This is a genomic window from Stenotrophomonas sp. I18B00994, from assembly GCF_014145825.1.
Lineage (GTDB): Bacteria > Pseudomonadota > Gammaproteobacteria > Xanthomonadales > Xanthomonadaceae > Stenotrophomonas > Stenotrophomonas maltophilia.
This window is the reverse complement of the sequence record NZ_JACIUW010000009.1, coordinates 112,192-126,295: the sequence shown is the minus strand read 5'-3', so window position 1 is coordinate 126,295 and position 14,104 is coordinate 112,192. Positions and strand designations below refer to the sequence as shown.

The following is a 14,104-nucleotide window of genomic DNA, read 5'->3' as shown; positions in this document are numbered from 1 at the left end:
CATTCTAGGGCATCAACGATGACGGTAGCGCCGCCGGCATCGTGGGGTTCAGATCCCTCTCCGAAGGAAAACGGATCTGACCCAGGGGGCTACACCGGCAACGGCAACCAGGCCAGGCTGGCCGAGGCCAGCCCGATGGCGATGCCGGTGGCGGCCAGCACATCGGACGGGTAGTGCAGGCCGAGTACCACCCGCGACAGCGCCACGCCCGCAGTGAACGGCACCAGCAGTGGCGCCAGCCACGGGTAATAGGCCAGCGCCACGATGGTGAACGACACCGCGTGCAGGGTATGCCCGGAGGGGAAGCTGAACTCGTCCAGCGGTGCCACCCAGGCACGGATGCGCAGGTCGGCGGCATACGGGCGCGGGCGCCGGGTCCAGCGCTTGAGGCCCTTGTACAGCAACAGCGCGGCCAGGCCGGTGGCGGCCATGTGCACCGATGCGCGCAGGCCGTCGAAGCCATCAAGCAGCACCAGGGCGCCCATCAGCACATACCAGAACACGCCGTCACCGAGCCGGCTGATGACCGCGAACAGGCGGCGCACGCGGCGGCGGCGGCAGTAGTGGTTGGCCCGCCGGCACAGGCGCGCTTCGCGGTCGGCCAGCAGTTCAAGCCGCGTTGTGCGCATGGCCGGTCCTCCGCGACTGGGCCAGCTCGGCCAGCAGGGCGTCGAATTCCGCCACCACCTGCTGCGGATGCAGGCGCTTCATGGCGCGTGCGGCGTTGCTGCCCAGCACGTGGCGCTGCGCGTCATCCGCGGCCAGTTGCACGGCCGCGTCGATGAACTGCTCGTCGTTGTCCACTGCGGCGCCATTCTCGCCATTGCGCAGGTACTCGCGCGCAGCGCCGTAGTCGAAGGCCACCGTTGCCACGCCGCTGGCCATGCTTTCAAGGGTCACGTTGCCGAAGGTCTCGCTGCGGCTGGGGAACAGGAACAGATCGCCGCTGGCAAAATGACGTGCAAGCGCATCGCCACGCTGGACGCCGCAGAAGATGAAGTCGGGATTTTCATGCGCCAGCTTTTCGCGGGCCGGGCCATCGCCCACCCACACGAAGCGGGCCTTCGGACGGATCTGCTGCAACCGACGGAAGGCCTTCACCGCCAGCCCGAGGTTCTTCTCCGCGGCGATGCGGCCGACGTAGATCGCCACCAGGCCGTTGCCGTCCACGCCCCACTCTTCGCGCAGGGCAGGGTCACGACGGTTCGGATCGAACTGCTGGCTGTCGACCGCGCGCGCCAGCAGGCGCACGCGTTCGAAGCCCTGTTCGCCGAGGAACTGCTGCAGTTCGCGGGTGGGTACCAAGGTTGCATCGGCCTGGTTGTGGAAGCGGCGCATCCAGCGCATCGCGGCGGCCTGTAGCCAGGCCACGCCGTAGTCGGGCAGGTACTCGTCGAAGCGGGTGTGGAAGCCACTGGCCACCGGGATGCCGAGGCGCCGTGCGGTGCGCACCGCCGACCAACCCAGTGGGCCTTCGGTGGCGACATAGACGGCATCCGGGCGTTGCTGCTGCCAATGGCGACCGAGCCGGATTGGTGCCGGCATGCCGAAGCGCAGGCCGGGGTAGCGCGGCAGGGCGGCGCCGGGAACCAACAGGGTGCCCGGTGCGGAGTCCAGCGCTTCGTTGGCCTGGCGGGGCCGGATCAGGTCGATCTCATGGCCGGAATTGCGCAGTCCCTGCTCCAGCCCCTGCACGGTGAGGGCAACGCCGTTCACTTCCGGCGAATAGGTCTCGGTGACGATGGCATAGCGCATGGCGGGCCTCCGGGTTTCCGGCATGCTCGGGCTTGGCGATGTAGCCGATGTGACCGCTTTGCGACCGGCAGATGACGCGGCCGGAAGCGTACGCCACCACGGCCCCGAAGGGCCGTGGTGGGCACCGTGCGTGGTGCGTGGATCAGAAGCGCTGCTGGTATTTCATGTAGATGAAACGGCCGATGTCGAAGCCACCGTAGTAGGAGAAGTTGGCACTCGGCTGGCTGTACATGGCCGGGCCCTGGCGGCCGAACACGTTGTTGGCGCCGATTGAAACGGTGGCGTCCCACGGCAGTCTGTAGCGCGCCTGCACGTCATGGAAGGTGACCGATCCACGACGGTTGTAGTCGCGCGTACCGCTGAACCACGGCGCGCGCTGGTCGGGGTGGGAACACTCGTTCGGATAATCCTCCGCACCCAGGCAGCGTTCCTTGACGGCGGAGAAGTAACGCAGGCCCCAGGTCAGGCCGAGGTTGCCATGCTCCCAGCCCAGCGACGCGTTGGAGCGCACGCGGAAGCCGATGCCGCCATTGCCGGCGATGCCATTGCTGGGGATGGCCGGTACGCCGGCTTCGTTGGTGGTCTTCTCTTCGGCGTTGACCACATAGGTGGACTTCCAGTCGGCGCTCAACCTGCCCCAGCGGGTTTCGACCTTGTGGCCGATCTCCAGGTCGTAGCCTTCTGCCTGGCGGAAGCCGCTGTTGCGGTTGCCGAAGTTGAGTTTGTTGACGATGCCCAGCTCCGGGTCGCGGGTGAAGCTGCTGCAGCGCTCGGCAATACCCAGCTCGTAGCAGTCGCGAAGGATGTCGTTGGGATGGTCGGAGACGATGGTGTTGTCGATGCGGATCTTCCACCAGTCCAGTGCGATGTGAAGCCCTTCGGCGAACGTCGGGCTCCAGACCAGGCCCAGAGTGCGGCTGGTCGAAGTTTCCGGCTGCAGGTCGGGATTGGAGCCGTTGGTGAAGGGCAGGGGCGTCTGCCCACTGCTGCCGGTGATGGGTTCATTGCCCTGGCCGAGCTGGCGGTAGGTGTCGGCGTTGGCGATGTCGGCAGCACAGCGCGCGCGGACCTCGGCACTGCTTGCGGCTGCGCCATGGACCGTATCGCAGGGATCGCGGAAGCCGGTGGTGAACGTCTCCGAGCCGCCGCCGTACAGGTTGGCGATGGTCGGCGCACGGAAGCCCTGTGCCCAAGTGCCGCGGACCAGCAGCTGATCGATCGGCTTCCAGGTGAAGCCGAACTTGCTGTTGAGGGTTCCGCCGAAGGTGGAGTAGTCCGAGTACCGTGTCGCCGCGCTGAGGGTCAGTTCGCGGGCACCGGCGAGGTCGCGCAGCACCGGCACGCTCAGTTCCAGGTAGGCCTCGTCGACACGGTAGCCGCCACCGGTGGGGCCTGCCGCCAGGTTGGTGGTGGCACCGGTCTGCGCAAGCGCATCAGGGATGAAGCGGCCGTCCTCGCGGCGGCTCTCGGCCCCAACGGCGAAGGCCAGCTCGCCGGCGGGCAGGCTGGCAAGGCTGCCGCTGAGGTTGGCGAACAGGTTGCGGGTGGTGGTGCGGCCGCGGGTGAGTTCTTCCGGGAACAGCCAGTCCTGTAGCTCCGTGTTGCCGGTCAGGCCATAGGGATCGTCCTGGCCATACGGAACCAGCGGGTTCCAGGGTTTGCAGCCTGCGATCGGCGCATCCGGCGTTCCGCATTCGACCTTGCCGGTTGCCGGGTTGTAGAACGAAGGACCGGTGGCATCGGCCACGCGCTGCTTGTGCAGGTTGCCGGTGGCACGTTGGGTCAGCTCACTGCGGTTGTACTGGTAACCCGCTTCCCAGTCGAAGTCGCGACCGCCGAATTCGAAGTTGCCCTCGAGTGCCGCGACGGCCTGCCAGGTGGTCAGATCGCTGGTGCTGACGCGAGGAATCTCCCAGGTACGACGGTTCCAGTGCACATCGCTGGGCGTGTCGTAGCCGTGATGGCTGCCGAACGGGTTGAACCAGCTGTCGGCCGACATCGGGGTGATGCCGGCTGGGCCGGACTGGAAGGGATAGCCGGCAATCTGGCGCGTGGTGGTGCGCCGGTTGTAGGCCAGCTGGGTGTTGAAACGGACCTGGTCGTTCAGCTCCACGCGCGCATCGACGAAGATCGAATCGCGCTTGATCGGCGTCTGCAGATGCATCTGCTCGTTGCTGTTGCTGACATCACCGGTGAACGGTGTGTTGTCGCTGAGGTGGAAGCTGTCTGGCCCACCTGGCTGGCGGCCACGGTCGAGCGAGTAGCTGCAGCCCCGGCTGTTGCTGCAGCCGGGGCCCTTGAAGCCGGTGATGCGACCCCACTGGCCGACCGTGGTCCAGCCGTCATCCGCGTGGCCGTCGGTATAGGTATAGGCACTGAAGCCGCGGTCCCTGGCCCAGACGCCCTTTTCTTCGACATGCTCGGCAGCAACGCTGATGGAAGCACGGTCATTGGACCAGCCGGCAACCACGTCGTACTGGGTACGGGCACCGTCGCCTTCACTGTATTGGCCGTGATAGACGTTGGCGGTTACACCCTGAACGTTGCGCCGGGTGATGATGTTCACCACGCCGGCCATCGCGTCGGACCCGTAGATGGCCGAGGCACCGTCCTTGAGCACTTCCATGCGTTCCACCGCAGCGGCAGGAATGCTGGAGATGTCCTGAAAACCCGAAGTGGTCATGCCCAGCCGCTTGCCGTTGACCAGCACCAGGGTGCGCTGCGCACCGAGGCCACGCATGTTCACGTAGCTGCCGCCGGCGGCTTCGCCGGCGCTCAACGGGCTGGCGCGGCTCAATGCCGGGCTGCCGGTCGCGGTCAGGTTCTGCAGGATGTCGGCAACGGAGTTGAAGCCCTGTCGCTCGATGTCGGCGCGGCTGACGGTCAGCACCGGCTGTGCGGTTTCCAGGTCGACCTGGCGGATGCGTGAGCCGGTGATTTCGATGCGGTCCAGCGTGGTGGCTTCCGGTGCCTGCTGCGCGAGCGCTGGAACGGCCAGGGTTGTGGTCGCCGTGATTGCAAGCGCACGACGGATCGCCAGCCCCAGTGCGGGAATACGGATGGTCATGGGTGTCTCTCTCTCAGTCTTCGAAGTCTTCGGTGCGCAGCCAAGCGGGCCGCGCCAACGCCACCGCAGGCGGTGGTTGTTCGAACCTAGTGAAGGAGGAGAGGGAGAGGTATGGGGAAAGGACGAAATCGCCATGGAGCGGCATGACGCTTCCGCACAAACCGGAAGTGAATCAATCAATTGATCTGATCGACGGCGGAGCGATGGACGATGCACCCTCGCCCCGACTCTGGACCGAAAGCGTCATGGCAATTGCAGGCAGCGACAACCTGCGCGGAAACAGAAAAGACCACGGCTCCGAAGGGCCGTGGTCGTAGAGCTTCAACAGTTTGTCGAACACGCGCGGAACAGGCCTATGGCGACGCGTCATGACGTGCCGCCCTGGCCGTAGGGATCAGGCCACGAATGGCCGGAACTGGATGCCCAGCCCGGCGATGCCGTCGGTCTCGCCGATCAGGTCGGCGCGGAGCAGCGGGCGCGCATCGATGAAGGCCTGCGGCACGATCAGCGACAGGCGGTTGTCGTCCGCGGTCAATTCCAATGCCGGCAGCGGATCGTCCTCGTGGGCGCGGTTGAGCAGTACCGCCAGGCGCAGCAGGGCGGCCAACCGGCGTGCGGTCAGCAGCAGGCGCTCGGGCAGGGCGTCGAACGCGGTCTTGGTCACGCTGCGGCGATGGCTGCGTACCAGTGCGGCCAGCATCTGCTGCTCCTGCCGCGAGAAGCCGGCGATGTCCGAGTGTTCCAGCACGTAGCTGCCATGCACGTGGTAGCCGCTGTGGGCAATCATCAGGCCCAGCTCGTGCAGGCGCGCGGCCCAGCCGAGCATGCGTGCGTCGTCGGCATCGAGTTTCCAGCGCTCCTGCACCTGCTCCAGCAGCGACAGCGCGGTGTCCTGCACGCGGTCGGCCTGTACCGTGTCGATGCCGTAGCGCTGGCTGAGCGCGGCCACCGATTCGTCGCGCAGGTCGTTCTCACCGGCACGGCCGACGATGTCGTACAGGATGCCTTCGCGCATCGCTGCCTTGCTGACCAGCAGCTTCTGCAGGCCCAGGGCCTGGAAGGCGGCCTCCAGCACCAGGATGCCGCCGGCGATGATCGGGCGGCGGTCGCTGGACAGGCCCGGCAACTGGATGTCGTCGATCTTCTTGGCCTTCAGCAGCTCGTCGCGCAGCTGGGGCAGGGCCTCGGCGGTGATCGCGCCCTTGCTCAGCTTCATCGTCGCGCAGATCTCGCTGATTGCCTTGTGCGTGCCCGAAGATCCGAGCGCTTCCTGCCAGCCCAGTGCGCGGTACTTGCTGGCAAAGGGCTGGAACTCGCGGCCGATCTCGGCCAGCGCGTCCTTCCAGCGCTTCTTGCTCAGCTTGCCGCCGGGGAAGAAGCGGCGGGTGCTGGCGATGCAGCCGGCCTGCAGGCTTTCACGCTCCAGGGTCTGCATGCCCATGCCGATGATGAATTCGGTGGAGCCGCCGCCGATGTCGATGACCAGCCGGCGCTGGCCAGGCTTGGGCGGTTGCGCGTGGGCCACGCCGAGGTAGATCAGGCGCGCTTCTTCGCGGCCACTGACCACTTCGATGGCATGCCCCAGCGCGGTTTCGGCCGGGACCAGGAACGACTGCGGCGAGCGCAGCTGGCGTACGGTGTTGGTGGCCAGCGCGCGTACCCGGTGCGGCGGCACATTGCGGATGCGCTGGCCGAAACGGGCCAGGCATTCCAGCGCGCGCTGCCGTGCGGCGGAAGAGAGCCCACCTTTGCCATCCAGGCCATCGGCCATGCGCACGGTCTCGCGCAGCCGGTCGATCACCCGCAGCTGGCCGAGCGTGTAGCGCGCGATGACCATGTGGAAACTGTTGGAGCCAAGGTCGATGGCGGCCAGCAGGTCGCCATCCTGCAATGCGGGCGGAGTCGTAGTGGTATGCGGCATGGGCGAATGTTAGCCGAAGGGGCGGTGTGCTCGTCACCGCGCGGCCTTCACATTTTGGAAGAGGGGAGTGCGGCAGGGCTGCGCCCTGCACCCGCCGAATCAACGGCAACAGCAAAAGCGAGCTATCTGTGGGTTGGCGGACCCACCCCGCCTTTGACAGATTTCTGCGATCTGATGGTGGGTGCCGACCGTTGGTCGGCACTGATCCTATCCCGCCCAAAATCGGTGCCTACTGCTCTTGGTAGGTGTCGACCTTGGTCGACACACCGGTTTACAGCCCCTGCATCAACGCCATCTGCGCAGAATGCGGGGCTTCGTCGTGGGCCGGGGCACGCTTGTGGTAAATGCCGTCCGCGTCCAGTTCCCAGGCGTTGAGGTTGTCGTCCAGGTAGTTCTGCAGCACCTCGCGGTAGACCCGCTTGGCCAGCTCCGGGTCGAGGATCGGGAAGCAGGTCTCGACCCGGCGCAGCAGGTTGCGCTCCAGCCAGTCGGCGCTGGCGCAGTACATCTCCGGTGCGCCGTCGTTGCCGAACCAGTAGACGCGGCTGTGCTCCAGGAAGCGGCCGACGATCGAGCGCACGCGGATGTTGTCCGAGATGCCCGGCACACCCGGGCGCAGGGTGCAGGCGCCGCGGATGATCAGGTCGATCTGCACGCCGGCCTGCGAGGCGGCGTACAGCGCGCGCACCACCTGCGGTTCGTTCAACGCGTTCATCTTGGCGATGATCCGCGCGGGGCGGCCGGCGGCGGCGATGCGCGTTTCGCGCTCGATGCGGCCGAGGATGCCGGTGTGCAGGGTGAAGGGCGACTGCAGCAGGCGCTTGAGCTTCATCTTCGAGGCCAGCCCGGACAGCTGCTGGAACAGCAGGTGCACGTCGTTGCCGATGTCCGCATCGGCGGTGATCAGGCTGATGTCGGTGTACGCGCGGGCGGTGCCGCTGTGGTAGTTGCCTGTGCCCAGGTGTACATAGCGGCGCAGCTTGCGGCCCTCGCGGCGCACGATCAGCAGCATCTTGGCGTGGGTCTTGTAGCCGACCACGCCGTACACCACCTGCACGCCGGCTTCCTGCAGGCGATCGGCCAGGCCCAGGTTTGCCTCTTCGTCGAAGCGTGCGCGCAGTTCAACGACCACGGTCACGTCCTTGCCGTTGCGCGCAGCCTGGATCAGCGCATCGACAATCAGCGAATCCTTGCCGGTGCGGTACAGGGTCTGCTTGATCGCCAGCACGTTGGGGTCGATCGCCGCCTGCCGGATCAGGTCCAGCACCGCGGTGAAAGCATCGAACGGGTGGTGCAGCAGCAGGTCCTGGCGCGCCGCGGTCTCGAAGATGCCGTCGCTGTCGCGCAGCGTGCGCGGGGTCATTGGCGGGTACTTCAGGTCCGGCTGTGCGATCAGGTCGTACAACTGGATGATGCGGTTGAGGTTGACCGGGCCGTCGATGCGGTACACCGCGTTCTCGGTCAGGCCGAAGTTCTGCAGCAGGGTGCGCACGATCTCGCGCGGCATGTCCTGCGCGATTTCCAGCCGCACCGCCGGCCGGTAGCCGCGATCGACCAGTTCGTCGCGCAGTGCCAGCGCCAGGTTCTCCACCTCCTCCTCGTCCACCACCAGCTCGGAGTTGCGGGTGACGCGGAACTGGTAGGCCCCCTGGACTTCCATGCCCGGGAACAGCTCATCGACGAAGGTGGACAGCACCGAGGACAGGAACACGAAATTCTGCGACCCGCCGAGCTTCTCCGGCAGCTGGATGATGCGCGGCAGCGAGCGCGGCGCACGCACGATGGCCAGATGGCCGGCGCGGCCGAACGCGTCGGTACCCTTCAGCACCACCACGATGTTCAGCGACTTGTTGAGGATCTTCGGGAACGGGTGCACCGGGTCCAGGCCCAGCGGCGACAGCACCGGCATGATCTCGTTGCGGAAATAGGCGCGCAGCCAGCGCCTCTGCCGATCGGTCCAGGAGTGGCGGCCGAGCACGCCGATGCCGGCCTCCATCAGCGCCGGGCGCAGCGTCTCGTTCCAGCAGCGGTACTGTTGGTCGACCAGTTGTGCCGCGCGGTCGTGGATGGCGTTGAGGATCGCCTGCGGGCTCATCCCGTCCGGTGCCGGTGGCAGGCCGAATTCCTGCGCGTGGCGGACGGCGGCGGCGCGGATCTCGAAGAACTCGTCCAGGTTGGTGCAGGAGATGCACATGAAGCGCAGGCGCTCCAGCAGCGGCACCTGCGGATCCATCGCCTGCGCCAGCACGCGGAAGTTGAAATCCAGCTGCGACAGCTCGCGGTTGATGTAGAGCGCCGGGTCGCGCAACGGATCGTTGTCCGGGCTCACGGGGAGGGGGAGGGATCCGAGGCTGCTCATGGCGTCATTCTTCGATGGAAGTCAGGGGGGCGGACTCGCGCGGGTGCACGTGGTCGGCATCGAAATGGCAGGAAAACACCGAGCCCTTGCCGACCTCGCTTTCAATCTCCAGCCGCGCGTGGTGCAGGCCGAGGATGTGCTTGACGATGGACAGGCCCAAGCCGGTACCGCCGCTTTCGCGGGAGCGGCTGCTGGAGACACGGTAGAAACGTTCGGTCAGGCGTGGCAGGTGGGAAGCCGGGATGCCGTAACCGGAATCGCGCACTGCCAGCACCGCGCCCTCGCCTTCGCGGCGGAACTCCACGGCGATGCGGCCACCGGCCGGCGTATAGCGCACCGCATTGGTGACCAGGTTGGAGAAGGCGCTATGCAGCTCCTTGGTGGAACCCTGCAGGTCGACGCCGGCCAGATCGTCGATGCTGATCTGGTGGCGGCCCTGGCTGTGCGCTTCGGCCTCGCGGCGTAGTGTGGCCAGCATCGGCTGCATGGCGACGGTCTCTTCCTCGCTGTGCTCCTGCGATTCCAGCCGCGACAGGGTCAGCAGGTCTTCCACCAGCTGGGCCATGCGCTGGCTCTGCTTGCGCATTTCTTCCAGCATCGGACCGGTGCCCGGGAAATCCTCCGGGTCCATCATGTCCAGGTAACCGTGGACCACGGTGAGCGGCGTGCGCAGTTCGTGTGAAACGTTGGCGACGAAGTCGCGGCGCACCTGTTCCAGGCGCAGCAGCTTGCTGACGTCGCGGGCGATCAGCAGCCAGTAGTCCGAAGAATACGGAATCAGTCGCAGGTTCAGGCGGATCGCAGGATCGACCGGTGAGGGCACGTCCAGGATCGGCTCGGCGTTGCGGCCGCCGGCCAACCAGTGCGCCAGCGGCATCGGCTGCAGGCGTTCGACCAGCGCCTCGCCGAGGTCGCCCGGATGATGCAGGCCAAGCAGGGCGGTGGCCGCTTCGTTGAACCACTGCACGCGCTGGCTGTTGCGGTCCAGCACCACCACGGCATCGGGCAGCGCGGCGGCCGCGGCGCGGTAGCTGCGCAGCATGTCGAGCAGGCGGCGCTTGCGAACGCGCATTTCCACCTGGTTGCGGTACAGCAGGCGGTCCAGCTCGTTCCAGACGCCGGTGCCTTCCTCGGCGGTGTCCCAGCGCTGGCGCGCGGTCAGCCGGCGCAGCACGCTGCGCAGCCGCCAGTAATGCCAGGCCAGGGTGGCCAGCGCGCCCAGTGCGATGCACAGCCACAGGTGACCCGTGAACCACCCCACCAGTCCGGAGAACAGCAGTACCGCGGCAACGGTGGCCAGGGTCTTCAACCAGGCAGAGCGGATGTGGCGGGGCATTGCGATCTCGTCGTTGAAGTGCGGCGGTTCACTGGGGTGAACCGAGGGTTATAGCAGAGTTGCCGGCGCCGGCACCCGCGGGTGCGCGGCGTCGGCACGACGAGACTCAGGTCGCGGTGGAGAAGCGGTAGCCGGCGCCGCGCACGGTCTGCACCATGTTCTCGGCGTTGAACGGTTCCAGCGTCTTGCGCAGGCGGCGGATGTGCACGTCGATGGTGCGCTCCTCCACGTACACGCTGCCGCCCCACACATGGTCCAGCAGCTGGGCGCGGGTGTAGACGCGCTCGGGGTGGGTCATGAAGAAGTGCAGCAGGCGGTACTCGGTCGGGCCGATCGGCACCGGCTGGTCGTTGGCGAACACGCGATGGGCGGCGCCGTCGATGCGGATCGGGCCGACGGCCACGCTGCCGTCCTCGTCGTCTTCGCGGGCGCGGCGCATGACCGCCCGGATGCGGGCCAGCAGTTCGCGCGCCGAGAACGGCTTGACCACATAGTCGTCGACGCCGGCTTCAAGGCCACCTACGCGGTCGTTCTCTTCACCGCGGGCGGTCAGCATGATGATCGGCACTTCGCGGGTCAGCGTTTCCTTGCGCCAGCGGCGGGCCAGGTCCAGGCCGCTGGTGCCGGGCAGCATCCAGTCCAGCAGGATCAGGTCGGGGACGCGATCGGCGATGGCGGTCTGGGCCTCACGGGCATCGCCGGCGTGGACCGGTTCGTAATCGCCCTTGCGCAGGGCGAAGGCGACCATTTCACGGATCGCGGGCTCGTCATCGACGATCAGGATGCGTTTCTGCACGAGGACACCGTAGGGCTCGGTTACTGGAGTGGTGCCAGTAGACTACGGTTTGATGACATGTTTGTGACTACCTGGCCGGAACCGGTCGGGATTGCCATCGACCGGTCACGCAGCACTCAGCGGCGGTCCAGGTCCGGGTCCTGCACGCCCTGGCGGCGCAGCTCCAGCACGGTGGGGGTGATCGCCTCGATGCGCGCATCCACCCGCGCCCGACCCACGTAGTCCAGCGCCGGATTGCGCTTGAGGGCCTGCAGCTGCATCAGCGATTGCTCCGGGCGGCCGCTGAGGAAGGCGGCCTCGGCATAGGCCTCGCTGGCGCGCACGCTGTCACCGGCCAGCTCGCTGGCGCGGGCGTATCGCTGCTGGAAGACCGGATCGTTACCACTTTGCGACAGCAGGGGCCGCAGCATGGCCTGCGCGCGCTGGCCCGCCTCGCGGGTGCCCTGTTCGTTCAGGATCTCGGCGTAGGTCAGGGCCACGGGCCGGCTGTTGGGGTGCTCGCGCAGCAGCTGCTCGAAACGGGTGTTGGCCTGCGCGCCCAGTCCGGCACGCGATTCGGCCTCGCCCAGGCCCAGTGCCAGCCACAGGTTGTCCGGGCGGGTCTGCAGCAGGCTGGCCAGGGTCTGCCGGGCCTGCGTGGCACCGCTGCGGCCGCCGCGCATGACCGCCAGCGCCTGGCCATAGCGCTGGGCGTCGTTGAGACCGTCCTTCTGCCGCTTGGCCATGTCCGCGTATTCGCGCTCCAGCTCGGCGGTGGAATCGGCGCTCAGCACGCGCAGGCGCTCGCGCGCCCACTCGAAGTCGCCACTGGCGCCACGGGCCAGCTGGCCGACCGGAACGCGCAGCACGCTGCTGGGAAGCAACGGGTTGTTTCCGCGCAGCAGCGGCTCGGCCAGGCCCGGATCGGCTGGATTCACCCGCTCCTTGCGTTCGCCGCTGGGGGTGCTGGTGGTCAGCAGCACCGTGTCCTTCTTCATCTGCTCGGCGCGGGCCTTGGCCTCGCTGATGCGGGTGATGTTGACCGGATGGGTGCGCAGGAACTCGGGCACGCTGTAGCCGCCCTCGTTGCCGCGCATCGCCGCCGACATGCGCTCGAAGAAGCCGGCCATGGCATCCACGTCGTAGCCGCTGCGCGACAGGGTGCGGATGCCGAGGCGGTCGGCCTCCGATTCGTTGGAGCGGGTGTAGTTGATCTGCCGCTGCTGCATCAGGCCCATGCCGGAGCTGATCGCGGCCATCGTCGCGTTGCCGGAGGAGGTGCTGTTGCTGGCCTGCGCGGCCACCACCGCCGCCAGCATGCCGAGCAGGATCGGTATCTGGTCGCGCTGGGCGCGTTCGACCCCGCGCAGCACGTGCTGCTGGGTGACGTGGGCGATTTCGTGCGACAGCACTGCAGCCACCTCGTCCTCGCGCTCGGCGGTCAGCACCAGGCCGGCATTGACCCCGATATAGCCGCCCAGCGTGGCGAAGGCGTTGATCTGGCGGTCCTTCATCACGAAGAACGTGTAGGGCTGGCGCGGCTGGTCGCTGTTGGAGCCAAGCCGGGTGCCCATGGTCTGCAGCCAGTCGTTGACCAGCGGGTCATCCAGCAGGTAGCCATAGTTGCGCAGCTCGCGCAGCATCATCGCGCCGTACTCGGCCTGGCGCGCCGGGGTCAGCAGCTCGCCGGCCGAGGAGCCGATGTCGGGCAGCTTCTCCTGGGCATGGGCCTGGGCCAGCGGCATGGCCAGGGCCAGGGTAACGGCGGTAGTCAGCAGCAGGGCTCGCAAGCGGAAGGTCCTCGGGCAGGGCGCGCCAAGCGTGGCAGGGCAGGGGGCAACCATTCGTTAACCCACAGTGTTGCGGCGGTGGCGTGGAATTTCCAGCGCACCGGTACCATATGTAGACCGTCGATCCATCGTGGAGTTTCCCGTGACAGCCCAGACCGCCGGCGGCGCCCCCGCCATCACCATCTATTCCACCGCCGTCTGCCCGTATTGCGTGGCCGCCAAGAACTTCCTGAAGAGCAAGGGCCAGCAGTGGACCGAGGTCCGCATCGACCTGGACCCGGCCGAGCGCGAGAAGATGATGGCACTGACCCGCCGCACCAGCGTGCCGCAGATCTTCGTCGGCGACGTCCACGTGGGCGGCTACGACGACATGATGGCCCTGCACCGTGAAGGCAAGCTCGAGCCGCTGCTGGCCGGGCAGGGCCAGGCATGAGCGCGGCCGACGACGGCAGCAAGGACCGCATCGCCGAATTCACCGAGTTCCGCAAGCGCATGAACGAACGCATCCTGGGCGAACCGAACCAGGTGGTGCGGCGCTTCTTCGCACTGGACACGCAGACCTACCAGGCCGGCGCGCTGGACGTGAAGACCAAGGAACTGCTGGGCCTGGTGGCCTCGATGGTGCTGCGCTGCGACGACTGCATCAGCTACCACGTGGCCCAGTGCAAGGACGCCGGCGTGACCCGTGAAGAGTTCTTCGAGACCTTCTCGGTCGGCCTGGTGGTCGGCGGTTCCATCGTGATCCCGCACCTGCGCCGCGCGGTCGACTTCCTCGACCAGCTTGAAGGCGGCGCCAGCGCCCCGGCAGCGCACGCGCACTGAGGGTAGTGCCGGCCGCTGGCCGGCATCGCCTGAACTCGACCTGGCCGAGGTTGCCGGCCAGCGGCCGGCACTACCGGGCCCGCGAGGGGGGCTGTCCCGCGATCCAACAGCCCAGGAGCCCCTTCTTGTTGAAGGGGCGCGCCGACAGGCGGGGGTAGAGGAAGAATGCGCGGGCAATTCTGCCTGAGCCGGACACTGGGACCATGGTCTATTTGGGACCTCGGCCCCGTCTCAGGCATAATTGCCGGTGAAACTTCCTTTGCGCCGGCGTTTCCGGGC

Annotated in this window: 11 protein-coding genes; 3 read left to right on the top strand and 8 right to left on the bottom strand. The window is 67.3% G+C overall.

Features of this window, described 5'->3' with window-relative positions; all coding sequences use genetic code 11:
- Window positions 1–89: 89 nt before the first annotated feature.
- From H4O10_RS12220 to H4O10_RS12210, 3 genes are all read right to left on the bottom strand, one after another.
- The gene (locus tag H4O10_RS12220) at window positions 90–629 is read right to left on the bottom strand and encodes a phosphatase PAP2 family protein (RefSeq protein WP_005408251.1); all 540 of its coding nucleotides are present in this window, start codon (window positions 627–629) and stop codon (window positions 90–92) included.
- Window positions 610–1,755: a glycosyltransferase family 1 protein gene (locus H4O10_RS12215; protein WP_049454718.1), complete on the bottom strand. Its 1,146-nt coding sequence runs from the start codon at window positions 1,753–1,755 to the stop codon at window positions 610–612. Before H4O10_RS12215 ends, H4O10_RS12220 begins: the two co-directional genes overlap by 20 nt.
- A 142-nt stretch (window positions 1,756–1,897) precedes the next feature.
- On the bottom strand, window positions 1,898–4,822 hold the full coding sequence (locus H4O10_RS12210; protein WP_049454716.1) for a TonB-dependent receptor: 2,925 nt from the start codon (window positions 4,820–4,822) through the stop codon (window positions 1,898–1,900).
- Window positions 4,823–4,965: 143 nt separating this feature from the next.
- On the opposite strand from H4O10_RS12210, the gene H4O10_RS12205 reads away from it, so the two are divergent.
- The gene (locus tag H4O10_RS12205) at window positions 4,966–5,139 is read left to right on the top strand and encodes a hypothetical protein (RefSeq protein WP_154213985.1); all 174 of its coding nucleotides are present in this window, start codon (window positions 4,966–4,968) and stop codon (window positions 5,137–5,139) included.
- Between the two features lie 77 nt (window positions 5,140–5,216).
- Here H4O10_RS12205 and ppx read toward each other — a convergent pair whose 3' ends face one another.
- The 5 genes from ppx to H4O10_RS12180 form a co-directional block, all read right to left on the bottom strand.
- Window positions 5,217–6,743 (bottom strand): exopolyphosphatase, encoded by a 1,527-nt coding sequence (ppx, locus tag H4O10_RS12200; protein WP_005408255.1) that lies wholly within the window; start codon window positions 6,741–6,743, stop codon window positions 5,217–5,219.
- Window positions 6,744–7,014: 271 nt separating this feature from the next.
- Window positions 7,015–9,102: a polyphosphate kinase 1 gene (ppk1, locus tag H4O10_RS12195; protein WP_005408256.1), complete on the bottom strand. Its 2,088-nt coding sequence runs from the start codon at window positions 9,100–9,102 to the stop codon at window positions 7,015–7,017.
- Between the two features lie 4 nt (window positions 9,103–9,106).
- Window positions 9,107–10,438: a phosphate regulon sensor histidine kinase PhoR gene (phoR, locus tag H4O10_RS12190; RefSeq protein ID WP_049454714.1), complete on the bottom strand. Its 1,332-nt coding sequence runs from the start codon at window positions 10,436–10,438 to the stop codon at window positions 9,107–9,109.
- Window positions 10,439–10,544: 106 nt separating this feature from the next.
- Window positions 10,545–11,234 carry a phosphate regulon transcriptional regulator PhoB gene (gene phoB, locus H4O10_RS12185; RefSeq protein WP_005408258.1) on the bottom strand — a complete coding sequence of 230 codons (690 nt, stop codon included), beginning with the start codon at window positions 11,232–11,234 and terminating at the stop codon, window positions 10,545–10,547.
- 116 nt (window positions 11,235–11,350) lie between these two features.
- Window positions 11,351–13,057 carry a M48 family metalloprotease gene (locus H4O10_RS12180; RefSeq protein WP_176425420.1) on the bottom strand — a complete coding sequence of 569 codons (1,707 nt, stop codon included), beginning with the start codon at window positions 13,055–13,057 and terminating at the stop codon, window positions 11,351–11,353.
- 88 nt (window positions 13,058–13,145) lie between these two features.
- Between H4O10_RS12180 and grxC the strand changes: the two genes are divergently transcribed.
- The gene (gene grxC, locus H4O10_RS12175; protein WP_004154541.1) at window positions 13,146–13,436 is read left to right on the top strand and encodes a glutaredoxin 3; all 291 of its coding nucleotides are present in this window, start codon (window positions 13,146–13,148) and stop codon (window positions 13,434–13,436) included.
- Window positions 13,433–13,825 (top strand): carboxymuconolactone decarboxylase family protein, encoded by a 393-nt coding sequence (locus H4O10_RS12170; protein WP_049454710.1) that lies wholly within the window; start codon window positions 13,433–13,435, stop codon window positions 13,823–13,825. The genes grxC and H4O10_RS12170 overlap by 4 nt, the downstream gene beginning before the upstream one ends.
- The last annotated feature ends 279 nt before the right edge of the window (window positions 13,826–14,104 follow it).

What these genes read in the sequence shown, in the direction of transcription:
- H4O10_RS12220 (WP_005408251.1), bottom strand. Translation starts at nt 629, where the DNA reads ATGCGCACAACGCGGCTTGAACTGCTGGCCGACCGCGAAGCGCGCCTG.
- H4O10_RS12215 (WP_049454718.1), bottom strand. Translation starts at nt 1,755, where the DNA reads ATGCGCTATGCCATCGTCACCGAGACCTATTCGCCGGAAGTGAACGGC.
- H4O10_RS12210 (WP_049454716.1), bottom strand. Translation starts at nt 4,822, where the DNA reads ATGACCATCCGTATTCCCGCACTGGGGCTGGCGATCCGTCGTGCGCTT.
- H4O10_RS12205 (WP_154213985.1), top strand. Translation starts at nt 4,966, where the DNA reads ATGACGCTTCCGCACAAACCGGAAGTGAATCAATCAATTGATCTGATC.
- ppx (WP_005408255.1), bottom strand. Translation starts at nt 6,743, where the DNA reads ATGCCGCATACCACTACGACTCCGCCCGCATTGCAGGATGGCGACCTG.
- ppk1 (WP_005408256.1), bottom strand. Translation starts at nt 9,102, where the DNA reads ATGAGCAGCCTCGGATCCCTCCCCCTCCCCGTGAGCCCGGACAACGAT.
- phoR (WP_049454714.1), bottom strand. Translation starts at nt 10,438, where the DNA reads ATGCCCCGCCACATCCGCTCTGCCTGGTTGAAGACCCTGGCCACCGTT.
- H4O10_RS12180 (WP_176425420.1), bottom strand. Translation starts at nt 13,057, where the DNA reads ATGGTTGCCCCCTGCCCTGCCACGCTTGGCGCGCCCTGCCCGAGGACC.
- H4O10_RS12170 (WP_049454710.1), top strand. Translation starts at nt 13,433, where the DNA reads ATGAGCGCGGCCGACGACGGCAGCAAGGACCGCATCGCCGAATTCACC.